General features: G+C 74.5%; 11 protein-coding genes and 1 tRNA gene. 11 read left to right on the forward strand and 1 reads right to left on the reverse strand.

Annotation, left to right across the window (positions count from 1 at the left end; genetic code table 11):
* The first annotated feature begins 108 nt into the window (after positions 1-108).
* From E7744_RS06030 to E7744_RS06075, 10 genes are all read left to right on the forward strand, one after another.
* The gene (locus E7744_RS06030; protein WP_137773336.1) at positions 109-1,581 is read left to right on the forward strand and encodes a cation:dicarboxylate symporter family transporter; all 1,473 of its coding nucleotides are present in this window, start codon (positions 109-111) and stop codon (positions 1,579-1,581) included.
* Between the two features lie 305 nt (positions 1,582-1,886).
* Positions 1,887-2,744: a ParA family protein gene (locus tag E7744_RS06035; RefSeq protein WP_137774886.1), complete on the forward strand. Its 858-nt coding sequence runs from the start codon at positions 1,887-1,889 to the stop codon at positions 2,742-2,744.
* Positions 2,741-3,844, forward strand: a complete 1,104-nt coding sequence (locus E7744_RS06040) for a ScpA family protein (protein ID WP_371415383.1) — start codon at positions 2,741-2,743, stop codon at positions 3,842-3,844. The genes E7744_RS06035 and E7744_RS06040 overlap by 4 nt, the downstream gene beginning before the upstream one ends.
* The gene (gene scpB, locus E7744_RS06045; RefSeq protein WP_137773337.1) at positions 3,837-4,457 is read left to right on the forward strand and encodes an SMC-Scp complex subunit ScpB; all 621 of its coding nucleotides are present in this window, start codon (positions 3,837-3,839) and stop codon (positions 4,455-4,457) included. The genes E7744_RS06040 and scpB overlap by 8 nt, the downstream gene beginning before the upstream one ends.
* Before the next feature lie 201 nt (positions 4,458-4,658).
* The gene (locus E7744_RS06050) at positions 4,659-5,753 is read left to right on the forward strand and encodes a pseudouridine synthase (RefSeq protein WP_137773338.1); all 1,095 of its coding nucleotides are present in this window, start codon (positions 4,659-4,661) and stop codon (positions 5,751-5,753) included.
* Positions 5,753-6,862 (forward strand): prephenate dehydrogenase, encoded by a 1,110-nt coding sequence (locus E7744_RS06055; protein ID WP_137773339.1) that lies wholly within the window; start codon positions 5,753-5,755, stop codon positions 6,860-6,862. The genes E7744_RS06050 and E7744_RS06055 overlap by 1 nt, the downstream gene beginning before the upstream one ends.
* A 3-nt stretch (positions 6,863-6,865) precedes the next feature.
* On the forward strand, positions 6,866-7,648 hold the full coding sequence (gene cmk / locus E7744_RS06060) for a (d)CMP kinase (RefSeq protein WP_137773340.1): 783 nt from the start codon (positions 6,866-6,868) through the stop codon (positions 7,646-7,648).
* Positions 7,645-9,198, forward strand: a complete 1,554-nt coding sequence (der, locus tag E7744_RS06065) for a ribosome biogenesis GTPase Der (protein WP_137773341.1) — start codon at positions 7,645-7,647, stop codon at positions 9,196-9,198. Before cmk ends, der begins: the two co-directional genes overlap by 4 nt.
* Positions 9,195-9,677, forward strand: a complete 483-nt coding sequence (locus E7744_RS06070) for a hypothetical protein (RefSeq protein ID WP_137773342.1) — start codon at positions 9,195-9,197, stop codon at positions 9,675-9,677. The genes der and E7744_RS06070 overlap by 4 nt, the downstream gene beginning before the upstream one ends.
* A gap of 71 nt (positions 9,678-9,748) precedes the next feature.
* Positions 9,749-9,822, forward strand: a tRNA-Pro gene (locus E7744_RS06075).
* A gap of 75 nt (positions 9,823-9,897) precedes the next feature.
* Here E7744_RS06075 and E7744_RS06080 read toward each other — a convergent pair.
* Entirely contained in the window at positions 9,898-10,785 is an 888-nt protein-coding gene (locus E7744_RS06080; protein ID WP_210417165.1) for an SAM-dependent methyltransferase, read from the reverse strand.
* Positions 10,786-10,929: 144 nt separating this feature from the next.
* On the opposite strand from E7744_RS06080, the gene E7744_RS06085 reads away from it, so the two are divergent.
* On the forward strand, positions 10,930-12,087 hold the full coding sequence (locus tag E7744_RS06085; protein ID WP_137773343.1) for an acetyl-CoA C-acetyltransferase: 1,158 nt from the start codon (positions 10,930-10,932) through the stop codon (positions 12,085-12,087).
* The last annotated feature ends 11 nt before the right edge of the window (positions 12,088-12,098 follow it).

The following is a 12,098-nucleotide window of genomic DNA, read 5'->3' on the forward strand; positions in this document are numbered from 1 at the left end:
ACGCGGCGAGGATCGTCGGTGACCGCTGGCCCGGGGTGTCCCGCCGGACCCCCGCGCGGCCCGCCTCCATCCTCACATCCCGATCCATCCCTTTCGGCAAGGACCATCATGGCTCAGACCACCACCGCCCCGCGCGGCCGGCGCCCCGAGGCGCAGAAGACCAAGGACCGGACCCACTGGCTGTACATCTCCGTGATCGCCTCGGTGGTCCTCGGAGCGGCCGTGGGACTGCTGTTCCCGGAGTTCGGCAAGTCCCTCAAGCCGCTGGGCGACGGCTTCGTCTCCCTCATCAAGATGATGATCGGCCCCGTCATCTTCTGCACGATCGTGCTCGGCGTCGGGTCCATCGCCAAGGCGGCCACCGTCGGGAAGGTCGGCGGCATGGCCCTGCTGTACTTCACCGTGATGTCCACCTTCGCGCTGGGCCTCGGCCTCGTGGTGGGCAACATCGTCCACCCCGGCGAGGGCCTGGCCCTGACCCCCTACGACCCGGCGAAGAAGGCCGAGCTGGACCCGACGGTGGCGTTCGTGCTGGACATCATCCCGGACTCCGTGCCGGTGCTGCCGGTGCTGTTCGTGGCTCTGCTGGTCGGCTTCGCCCTGCAGAAGATGGGCCCGGCCGGCCAGCCGCTGCTGAACCTGCTCTCCCTCGTCCAGGGCGTGGTCTTCCGCATCCTGATGATGATCATGTGGGTCGCCCCCCTCGGCGCCTTCGGGGCCATCGCCGCCGTCGTCGGCTCCACGGGCTGGTCCGCCATCGGCGCCATGGCCCTGCTGATGGGCGCGTTCTACGCCACGTGCGTGCTGTTCATCGTGCTCGTGCTCGGCACCCTGCTGAAGGTCGTCACCGGGGTGAACATCTTCTCGCTCATGAAGTACCTGGGCCGGGAGTACCTGCTGATCTTCGCCACCTCGTCCTCCGAGTCCGCGCTGCCGCGGCTGATCGCCAAGATGGAGTTCGCCGGGGTGTCCAAGCCCGTCGTGGGCGTGACGGTGCCCACCGGCTACTCCTTCAACCTGGACGGCACGGCCATCTACCTCACCATGGCCGCCCTGTTCGTCTCCAACGCCATGGGCTTCGAGATGAACGTGGGGGAGCAGGTCGGCCTGCTCGTGTTCATGATCATCGCCTCCAAGGGCGCCGCCGGCGTCACCGGCGCCGGCCTGGCCACGCTCGCCGCGGGCCTGCAGGCCCACCGGCCCGACCTCCTCGGTGGCATGGGCGTGATCGTGGGCATCGACAAGTTCATGTCCGAGGCCCGCGCCCTGACCAACTTCACCGGCAATGCCGTGGCGACCCTGCTCATCGGCCGGTGGGTCGGCGAGTTCGACGCCGAGCGCGCCCGCGCCGTGCTCTCCGGCCAGGTCGCCTTCGACGAGGCCCTCGTGGCCGGCCACGGCGCCGGCCAGTCCGCCGAGGACGCCGAGGGCGCCGAGGCGACGGCGGGATCGCCGCGCGCCGCCGGCGACGGGTTCGACCCGTACGAGTCGCCGACCGCCGCCGAGCAGGCGGTGGAGGGCCACCCGGAGTCGAGCCTCAACGTCACCCCGGGCCTCGAGGCCGCCGGCACCCGCCGGTGACCTGAGCCGGCCGGGCCCGCGCCCGGCACCGTGCCACGGCGGCCCGCCCCATCCCGGGGCGGGCCGCCGTCGCGCAGGCAGCGACCGGGGCCGGAGCCCCCTACACCTTCAGCCTGCGGTTGAACGTCAAGGCTCGCCGTCGCACGCCGGGATCTTTCCGGGCGGGCCGTCATCCGGACTAGGGTGTATCCATGCCGCGGCCGCCGGCGTCCCCCGGCGCCGGCGAGCACCCAGAACCGCGGACAGACGGACAGATGGCAGGAGTCGGCAGGAACGTGAACCAGGTAGAGCCCACGCCCGTCCTCATGGTCACCGGTGACCCGGTGATCGGACCCACGGGACGGCCGAAGCACGAGTTCCCGGAGCCGCCGGCCCTGACCTCGCACGGTCCCGCGCGCGTCATCGCGATGGTGAACCAGAAGGGCGGGGTCGGCAAGACCACCTCCACCATCAACCTCGGGGCCGCGCTCGCCGGCTACGGCCGCAAGGTGCTCATGGTCGACTTCGACCCGCAGGGCGCCCTGTCCGCCGGCCTCGGCGTGAGCCCGCACGAGCTGGACACCACCGTCTACAACGTGATGATGGAGCGCTCGGTCACGGCCCGGGACGCGATCGTGGAGACCGGGTTCGAGAACATCGACCTGCTGCCGGCGAACATCGACCTCTCCGCCGCGGAGGTCCAGCTCGTCAACGAGGTGGCCCGCGAGCAGGTGCTGGAGCGGGCGCTGCGGCAGGTGCGGGACGACTACGACGTCATCCTCATCGACTGCCAGCCCTCCCTGGGCCTGCTCACCGTGAACGCCCTGACCGCGGCGCACGGGGTGATCATCCCGCTGACCGCCGAGTTCTTCGCCCTGCGCGCGGTGGCCCTGCTGGTGGAGACGATCGAGAAGATCCAGGACCGGATCAACCCCGACCTGGTGATCGACGGCGTGCTCGCCACCATGTTCGACGCCCGCACGCTCCACTCCAAGGAGGTCGTCGGCCGGCTGGTCGAGGCCTTCGGGGACCGCGTCTTCGAGACGGTCATCAAGCGCACCATCAAGTTCGCCGACGCCACCGTCGCCGCCGAGCCGATCACCTCCTTCGCCGAGAACCACGCCGGCGCCAAGGCCTACCGCACGCTGGCCCGCGAGCTCATCTGGCGCGGCGGGGCGCCGTGACCCCACCGTCCGGCGCGCCGGCCCCCGGGCGGGCGGCACCGGACGGCACGGCGGCGGACGGCACGGCGGCGGACGGCACGGCGGCGGACGGGGCCCTCGCGGACACCTCCGCCCTCGACGGGACGGGACTGGACGGGACGCCGTCGGGGTTCTCCGTCACGCTGCGGAACTTCTCCGGTCCCTTCGACCTGCTGCTGTCCCTCATCGCCCGGCGCCGCCTGGACATCACCGACGTGGCCCTGGCCGAGGTGACGGACGAGTTCATCGCCTACATCGGCACGCTGCGCGAGGGCGGGACGGAACCGGACGCGCCCGGGACGGGGGAGGGCCGCCGGCCGGACCTGGCCGCGCTGGACGAGTCCAGTGCCTTCCTCGTGGTGGCCGCCACCCTGCTGGACCTCAAGACCGCCCGCCTGCTGCCGGCCGGGACCACGGACGCCGAGGAGGACGTGGCCCTGCTCGAGGCCCGCGACCTGCTGTTCGCCCGCCTGCTGCAGTACAAGGCCTTCCGGGACGTCTCGGCGATCCTGCGCGCTCGCATGGAGGCGGAGTCGCGGCGCGTCCCGCGCCAGACGACCCTCGACCCGCGGTTCGCCTCCGTGCTGCCCGGGCTCGTGTGGACGCTGAGCCCCGAGCAGTTCGGCGCGCTGGCCGAGCACGTGCTGTCCCGCACCCCGGCCGAGCCCGAGTCCGTGGGCCTGGGCCACCTGCACGCCCCGCCGGTCTCGGTGCGCGAGCAGAGCGCGATCCTGGCGGCGCGCCTGCGGCAGGCCGGGCGGCTCTCGTTCCGCGAGCTGGTGCACGACGCCGGCACGACCCTCGTGGTGGTGGCCCGCTTCCTCGCCCTGCTGGAGATGTTCCGGGACCGCGTCGTCACGTTCAGCCAGGAGGCCCCGCTCGGGGACCTGGTGGTGCAGTGGGATCCCGACGCGCCGGACGAGCTGCCGGACCTGGGGGCGGAGTGGGACGAGGTTCCCGGGACCGGCACCGGGGGGGAACCCGACGGCGGCGCCGGCCAGGACACGAGCACCGACGAGGACCCGGACGCCGACTTGGACACGGACACCGACGAGGACACGGAGGAGACCCCCGATGACTGAGCCCACACCAGGCCCCGCCCCGGACCCCGGGGACCGCGGGCCGGGCGGGCTGCGCGAGCAGCTCGAGGCCGTCCTGATGGTGGTGGACGAGCCGGTGACGGCCGCCCAGCTGGCCGAGGCCACCGGGGCGGACGTCGAGCGCGTGGCGCGCGAGCTCGCCTCCCTCGTCCGCGACTACGACGGGACGGCCGGCGGGCCCCGGCGCGGCTTCGAGCTGCGCGAGCTGGCCGGTGGCTGGCGGGTCTACTCCCGGCCGGCGCACGCCGACGTGGTGGAGCGGTTCATCGTGGAGGGCCAGACGGCGCGGCTGACGCAGGCCGCCCTCGAGACGCTCGCGGTGGTGGCGTACCTGCAGCCCGTCACCCGCTCGCGGGTCGCCGGCATCCGCGGGGTCAACTCCGACTCGGTGATGCGCACCCTCGTCAGCCGCGGCCTCGTGGACGAGGCGGGGGCCGACCCGCAGACCGGCGCCGTGCTGTACCGCACCACCGGCTACCTGCTGGAGACCCTCGGCGTGGACAGCCTGGACGAGCTGCCCCGCCTCTCCGAGCACCTGCCGGGGCTGGGCGACCTCGACGGGCTGGCCGAGGCGGGGGAGCGCTACCCCGGCTGATCCCGGCCGCTCCCCGTGCCGGTGGAAGGAGGCGCGGGCCGGCGTGGCCCGGCTCACGCCGCAGCCGCGGCCTCGGCAGGCCGGACTGGACTATGATGGAGTGTTCGGTGGGACCCGGTCACCGCGCCCTGGTGCGCGGCCGGGCCGAGATCGCCACCGCCCCCGACCCCTGCACATGCCGTGAGGCACTGAAAGGACATCATGTCTCCTCGTACCCCCGGACGCCCGTCCTCCTCGTCCTCCTCCTCGTCCTCCTCCGGCGGCCACGGCGCCGGCGGCCGCGGCCACCAGGGCGGTTCCCGCCCCGGACGCCCCGGCGGCCCGGCCGGCAAGGGTTCCGGATCCCCCGCCCGCAAGGGCGGCGGCAAGGCCGGGGCCGGCCGGTCCGGAGCCGGCAAGGGCGCCCCCTCGGGCCAGCGCGCCGGCGGCCGCACGCCGCAGCCCGGCCAGAAGGGCGGCCCCTTCCGTGGCGATGCCCGCGGCGGCTACGACCGCAACCTGGGCGCGGCGAGGACGCCGAACCGGCCCAGCCGCGCCACGCGCGAGCAGAACTTCTCCGAGGTCCACGATCCCGCGGGCGTGCGCCTGCAGAAGGTCATGGCCTCGGCCGGCGTCGCCTCCCGGCGCGTCTGCGAGGACCTCATCGCCGAGGGCCGCGTGGAGGTGGACGGCAAGGTCGTCACCGAGACCGGCGTGCGCGTGGACCCGGACACCGCGGTGATCCACGTGGACGGCATGCGCCTGCAGCTGGACACCACGCTGCGCTACTTCGCCTTCAACAAGCCCCGCGGCGTCGTCTCGACCATGGACGACCCGGAGGGCCGGCCCTGCATCTCCGACTACCTCAAGAAGGGCCAGGAGCGGCTGTTCCACGTCGGGCGCCTGGACACCGAGACCGAGGGCCTGCTGCTGCTGACCAACGACGGCGAGCTCGCCAACCGGCTCACCCACCCCAGCTACGAGGTGCCCAAGACCTACCTCGTGCAGGTGGCCGGGCCGATGGCCAAGGGCATCGGCGCGCAGCTCAAGGAGGGCATCCACCTCGAGGACGGCTTCGCCCAGGTGGACTCGTTCAAGCTCGTGGACTCCACCCCCGGCCACGTGCTCGTGGAGATCGTCCTGCACTCGGGCAAGAACCGGATCGTGCGCCGCATGTTCAAGGAGGTCGGCTACCCGGTGGAGCGGCTCGTGCGCGTGAAGTTCGGCCCGATCGCGCTCGGCGACCAGAAGCAGGGCACCGTGCGGCAGATGGGCCGCCAGGAGCAGGGCCACCTGATGGCCGCGGTGGGCCTGTGATGGCCCCACGGGCGCTGCCCGAGCCCGTGCTCGTCCGGGGGACCGGACTGCTGGGCACCTCGATCGGCCTCGGCCTGCGCGCGGCGGGAGCCGACGTGCTGCTCACCGACCCCTCGCCCTCCGCCCAGGCGGTCGCGGTGGACATCGGTGCCGGCACCGCCCTCGAGGAGGCCCCCGGTGCGCGGCCGGGCACGGTCGTCGTGGCGGCCCCGCCGGACGTCACCGGGCAGGTCGTCGTCGACTCGCTGCGGGCCTACCCCGGCGCCGTGGTCCTGGACATCGCCTCGGTCAAGGCCGCCATCGCCGCCGAGGTGGCCGCCGCCGTCGAGTCCGGGGCCATCACCCCCGGGGACGCGGCGCGGTACGTCGGCACGCACCCCATGGCCGGTTCGGAGCGCTCCGGGCCGGTGGCCGCGCGCGGCCAGCTGTTCACGGCCGCGCCCTGGGTGGTCTGCGCCACCGCCGGGACGGACCCGGCCGCCGTCGGCACGGCCGAGGAGCTCGCCCGCACCCTGGGGGCCACCGTGCACCGCATGAGCGCCGCGGACCACGACGCCTCGGTGGCGCTCATCTCCCACCTGCCGCAGATCGCCGCCTCGCTCGTGTCCTCCCGGCTGCAGGAGACGCCGGCCGCGTCCCTCGCCCTGGCCGGCAACGGCCTGCGGGACACCACCCGCATCGCCGCCTCGGACCCCCAATTGTGGGTGCAGATCCTCGCGGCCAACGCGCCGGAGATCCTCGGCATCCTCTACGGCGTGCGCGAGGACCTGGACCGGCTGATCGCCACCATGGAGGACCCGACGGCGCCCGGGGCCCGGCTGGACATCGCCCAGCTGATCGCCGAGGGCAACGCGGGCCACGCCCGCATCCCGGGCAAGCACGGCGGCCCGCCGCAGTCCTTCGCCCTGGTCACCGTGATCGTGGACGACACGCCGGGCCAGATCTCGGCGGTGCTGCACGACGTGGGGGCCGCCGGCATCAACGTGGAGGACCTGCGGATGGACCACTCGGCCGGGTACGAGGTGGGCATGCTCGAGATCTCCGTGCTGCCCGGACGCAAGCAGGAACTGGCCGATGCGCTCAGCGCGCACGGATGGAAGGTGGTCTGAACCGTGACCGAGCACAACGGAACCCCCGCACGCCGCCTCGTGGTGGCGGTGGACGGGCCCTCGGGGTCCGGCAAGTCCTCCGTGTCCCGCGAGGTGGCCCGCCGGCTGGACGCCGCCTACCTCGACACCGGGGCCATGTACCGCGCCGTGGCCTGGCACTGCCGCGAGGCGGGGGTCCTCGGGGACCCCGAGGCCGTCGTGGCCGCCGTCCAGGACCTCGACCTGGCGCTGTCCGTGGACCCGGACCTGGACCGCGTGGTCGTGGGCACCCAGGACGTCACCGAGGCCATCCGCGAGCCCGGCATCTCCGCCGTGGTGTCCGTGGTGGCCACCAACCGCGCCGTGCGCGAGCTGCTGGTGGCCCGCCAGCGGGAGACGATCGAGTCCCATCGGCGCATCGTCGCCGAGGGCCGGGACATCACCACCGTGGTGGCCCCGGACGCCGACGCCCGGATCCTGCTGACCGCCTCGCCCGAGGCCCGGCTGGCCCGCCGCGGCGCCCAGCTCGGCGGCGGGGTGGACCGCCGCGACCTCGCCGACCAGGTGGTGGCCCGGGACGCCCGGGACTCCGCCGTGGTGGACTTCATGACGCCCGCCCCCGGCGTGGGCCTGGTGGACTCCACGGAGCTCGGCGTGGAGGAGACCGTCCGGGCCGTGCTCGCCGAGATCGCCACCCAGTCCGGGCAGGACGTCCCGGGCGCGCCGGGCCGGTCCCCGGCCGACCCCGACGGCGCCGCCGTCACCGACACCGCAGCACCGACCATCCCGGGAGGGAACCGCCCATGAGCACCGAGAACACCGCCGGCCACGGCCTGCAGGAGGCGGACGGCGCGGAGTACGTGCCCGCCCGCGAGGACGACATCGCCGAGCGCCTCGCCGCGCTGTCGGACGAGGAGGCCCGCCAGAGGGCCGAGGCGCTGCGCGCCGGGCTGGAGGACTACGAGCTCGACGAGGAGGACGCCGCGCTGCTGGACCGCTGGGAGGAGGGCGGTCCCGAGGCCGAGGACGAGCCCGTCCCCCCGGTGCTGGCCGTCGTCGGACGCCCCAACGTGGGCAAGTCCACGCTCGTCAACCGCATCATCGGCCGCCGCGAGGCCGTCGTCGAGGACGTCCCGGGGGTCACCCGGGACCGCGTGAGCTACGAGGCCGAGTGGAACGGCACGGTGTTCACCGTGGTGGACACGGGCGGCTGGGAGCACGATGCCAAGGGCATCCACCAGCGCGTGGCCGAGCAGGCAGAGCTGGCCGTGGACGTGGCCGACGCCGTGCTGTTCGTGGTGGACGCCACCGTGGGCGCCACCTCCACCGACGAGGCCGTGGTCCGGTTGCTGCGCCGCAAGGGCAAGCCCGTGATCCTCGTGGCCAACAAGGTGGACGACATCACCCAGGAGGCGGACGCCGCCGCCCTGTGGGGCCTCGGACTGGGCCAGCCCTACCCCGTCTCGGCCGTCCACGGCCGCGGCACCGGAGACCTGCTGGACGCCGCCGTCGAGCTGCTGCCGGAGGAGTCGGCGCACGGCGGGCTCATCCCGCGGGGCGGCCCGCGGCGCGTGGCCCTGCTGGGCCGGCCCAACGTGGGCAAGTCCTCGCTGCTGAACAAGCTGGCCGGCTCCGACCGCGTGGTGGTGGACGACACCGCCGGCACCACGCGCGACCCGGTGGACGAGCTGATCGAGCTCGGCGGGCGCCTGTGGCGCTTCGTGGACACCGCCGGCATCCGCCGCCGCCAGCACATGGCCCACGGGGCGGACTACTACGCCTCGCTGCGCACCCAGTCGGCGCTGGACAAGGCCGAGGTGGCCGTGGTGCTGCTGGAGGCCTCCGAGGTGCTCTCGGAGCAGGACGTGCGCATCCTGCAGACCGTCCTGGACTCCGGCCGGGCCCTCGTGCTGGCCTTCAACAAGTGGGACCTCATGGACGAGGACCGCCGCTACTACCTGGAGCGGGAGATCGACAAGGACCTGGCGCACGTGGCGTGGGCCCCGCGCGTGAACCTCTCGGCGAAGACCGGCTGGCACAAGGACCGCCTGGTGCCGGCCCTGGACACCGCCCTGGAGTCCTGGGACCGCCGCATCCCCACCGGCAAGCTCAACGCCTTCCTCGGCGAGCTCGTCGCGGCCCACCCGCACCCGGTGCGCGGCGGCAAGCAGCCGCGGATCCTGTTCGCCACCCAGCCCTCCACGCGGCCCCCGCGCATCGTGCTGTTCACCACGGGGTTCCTGGAGCCGGGCTACCGCCGGTTCATCATCCGCCGCCTCCGGGAGACCTTCGGCTTCGAGGGCACGCCGATCGAACTCGGCATGCGCGTGCGGGAGAAGCGGAGCCGCAAGCGGTGACGGCCCGGACCGGTCTCCGGGCCGCCGGGGTGGCACTCGCGCTCGGCGTGGCCCTCGGCGGCTGCGCCGAGGCGGAGGGGCTGCGGGGCCAGGCCGAGCAGGTGCAGGGCCAGGCCGAGCAGTTGCGGGACCAGGCCGGCGCGGCGCTCGCGGAGGCCCGGAGCCTCGGCGAGCTGACCACGGAGCAGCTCCGCGGCTTCGACTGGTCCGCCCTGGACCGGTACGAGGGCGTGTTCCTCGGGGACAACTCGCGGGTCACGGAACTGCTGCGCTCCATGCCCTCCGGACCGGACATGGAGTCCTTCGCGATCCGCGGGGACGAGGGAACCCTCGTGGTCGAGTACGGGGACCAGGCCGCCGAGGTGGACCCCGCCGTGCTGCGGGAGACGATGTCCGAGGTCGCCGCGCAGGCCAAGGACCGGGTCCGGAACCTCGAGACCGTGGAGTTCCACGTGGGCGACGAGGTGTACACGTTCTGAGGGTGTCCGGAACCGGTCCCAACATGCTGTACAGTTGACTGGTGGATCGGGACGGGAACGGAACGGTCCGACGGGCTATGGCGCAGCTTGGTAGCGCGCCTGACTGGGGGTCAGGAGGTCGTGGGTTCGAATCCCGCTAGCCCGACCGGTTGATCTCGACGGAGATCACGCACAGGCCGGATCCGCACCGCGGATCCGGCCTGTGGCGTTCCGGGGCCGGCTACCCGGCGCGGATCACGTCCAGCACCACGGTCCGCCCGTCCTCGCCCGGCACGATCCGCGCGCGGTGGCCCGGCGGCAGGTGCCGGTCGCGGACCTCGGCGGCCTGGTCGGCGCCCGACTCCAGCAGCAGGCGACCGGCGGGGCGGAGCCACCCGGGTGCCTCCGCCAGCAGGGCGCGCACGTGCTCCAGGCCGTCCGGCCCCCCGAACAGCGCCCGCGCCGGCTCGTACCGGCGGGCCTCGCGCGGCAGCAGGGCCGCCGCCCCGTCCGGCACGTAGGGCGGCACCGCGGCGATCACGTCCAACCGCCCGCGCAGGGCCCGGGGAAGGCCGGACAGCACCGCGCCCCGGTACAGGGGGACGTCCGGGCCCAGGTTGGCCCGGGCGTGCCGCAGGGCGAGGCCGTCGAGGTCCGTGGCGTGCACGCTGGCCCCCGGTGCGCCGGCGCGCACGACGGCGGCCAGGGGCGCCACCCCGGCGAAGGCCTCCAGGAAGACGGGGGGCCGTCCGGTCGCGTGCGCCGCCGCCCGGACGGCGGCCAGGGCCACGTCCGCGAGCAGGGAGCTGCGCTGCCGCGGCACGAAGACGCCGGGGCCCACGGCCAGCCGCAGGCCGTGGAAGCCGACCCGGCCCACCACGTGCTCGAGCGGCTCCCCGTCCAGCCGCCGGCGCACCAGCCCCTCCAGCCGGCGCGGGTCCGGGGCCGCGCGGCGCAGCTCGGCCGCCTCCTCCTCGGCGAAGACGCACCCCGCCGCACGCAGGACGGCCACCAGCCGGTCCTCGTCCGGTCCCGGCGGGTCGCCCGGCCCGGACACGTCGTCCCGTCCGTGGGCCGCGCCCGGGGCCCGGGCGGCCGCCCGCGCGGCCGGCTGCTCGGCTCGACCCATCGTCGCCCCCGTCCTCCGGCCTCCGGCCCCCTGCCGCGTGCCGCTGGAGGCGATGGTGCCCCACCGGGTGGTCCGAGTCCATGCGCCGGGCGCGCGGCACCCCGTAGGATGACGCCCACCACGCAGGTCCGGGAGGGACGACCGATGGCCGAGGCCTACATCATCGACGCGGTGCGCACGCCCGTGGGGCGGCGCGGCAAGGGACTGGCGGGGGTGCACCCGCTGGACCTGGCCGCCGCCCCGCTGGCCGAGATCGTCCGCCGTGCCGGCCTCGACTCGGCGGAGTACGACGAGGTGATCCTCGGCTGCATCGACCAGCTCGGTCCGCAGGCGATGGACATCGCCCGCAATGCCTGGCTCGCCGCGGGAGGCTCCGAGGAGGTGCCCGGCACCACCGTGGAGCGCCAGTGCGGCTCGGGCCAGCAGGCGGTCCACTACGCCGCCCAGGCCGTCATGTCCGGCACGTCCGACCTGGTCCTGGCCGGGGGAGTGCAGTCCATGTCCGCGATCCCTCTCTCGTCCGCCAACCGGGCGGCCGCGGAGTTCGGCCACCCGGACCCCTTCACGGGGTCGGCGGGCTGGTCGAACCGGTACGGGAAGGCGGAGATCTCCCAGTTCCGCGGCGCCGAGATGATGGCCGAGCGCTGGGGGATCACCCGTGAGGCGCTCGAGGAGTTCGCCGTCACCTCGCACGAGCGGGCGCTGGCGGCGCGGGCCGCCGGACGCTTCGAGAGGGAGACCGTGCCGGTGCCGCAGGCGCCGGGGGTCACCGCGGACGAGGGCCCGCGGACGCCGGACCGGGAGAGGATGGCCGCGCTCGCACCGATCGTCCCGGGCGGACTGCACACCGCCGCCACGGCCTCGCAGGTGTCCGACGGGGCCGCGGTCCTGCTCATCGCCTCCGCGGCGGCAGTGGACCGGCACGGGCTGGTCCCGCGGGCCCGGATCCACCACCTCTCGGCACGCGGGGACGACCCGGTGATGATGCTCTCGGCGCCCATCCGTGCCACGCGGCACGCGCTGGAGCGCACGGGGATGGGACTGGAGGACCTGGACGTCATCGAGGTCAACGAGGCGTTCGCGGCCGTGGTCCTGGCCTGGCAGGCCGAGCTGGGGGCGGACCCGTCCAGGGTCAACGTCAACGGCGGGGCGATCGCCCTGGGCCACCCCATCGGGGCGACCGGGGCCCGGCTCATGACCTCGCTGCTGCACGAGCTCGAGCGCACGGGCGGCCGCTACGGGCTGCAGACCATGTGCGAGGGCGGCGGCCAGGCCAACGTCACCATCATCGAGCGGCTCTGACCCCGCGACCC

It is taken from the genome of Citricoccus sp. SGAir0253 (genome assembly GCF_005877055.1).
Taxonomy (GTDB): domain Bacteria; phylum Actinomycetota; class Actinomycetes; order Actinomycetales; family Micrococcaceae; genus Citricoccus.

Excerpts from the sequence above, each read along its gene's own strand:
- E7744_RS06030 (WP_137773336.1), top strand. The coding sequence starts at position 109 with ATGGCTCAGACCACCACCGCCCCGCGCGGCCGGCGCCCCGAGGCGCAG.
- E7744_RS06035 (WP_137774886.1), top strand. The coding sequence starts at position 1,887 with ATGGTCACCGGTGACCCGGTGATCGGACCCACGGGACGGCCGAAGCAC.
- scpB (WP_137773337.1), top strand. The coding sequence starts at position 3,837 with ATGACTGAGCCCACACCAGGCCCCGCCCCGGACCCCGGGGACCGCGGG.
- E7744_RS06050 (WP_137773338.1), top strand. The coding sequence starts at position 4,659 with ATGTCTCCTCGTACCCCCGGACGCCCGTCCTCCTCGTCCTCCTCCTCG.
- E7744_RS06055 (WP_137773339.1), top strand. The coding sequence starts at position 5,753 with ATGGCCCCACGGGCGCTGCCCGAGCCCGTGCTCGTCCGGGGGACCGGA.
- der (WP_137773341.1), top strand. The coding sequence starts at position 7,645 with ATGAGCACCGAGAACACCGCCGGCCACGGCCTGCAGGAGGCGGACGGC.
- E7744_RS06080 (WP_210417165.1), bottom strand. The coding sequence starts at position 10,785 with ATGGGTCGAGCCGAGCAGCCGGCCGCGCGGGCGGCCGCCCGGGCCCCG.
- E7744_RS06085 (WP_137773343.1), top strand. The coding sequence starts at position 10,930 with ATGGCCGAGGCCTACATCATCGACGCGGTGCGCACGCCCGTGGGGCGG.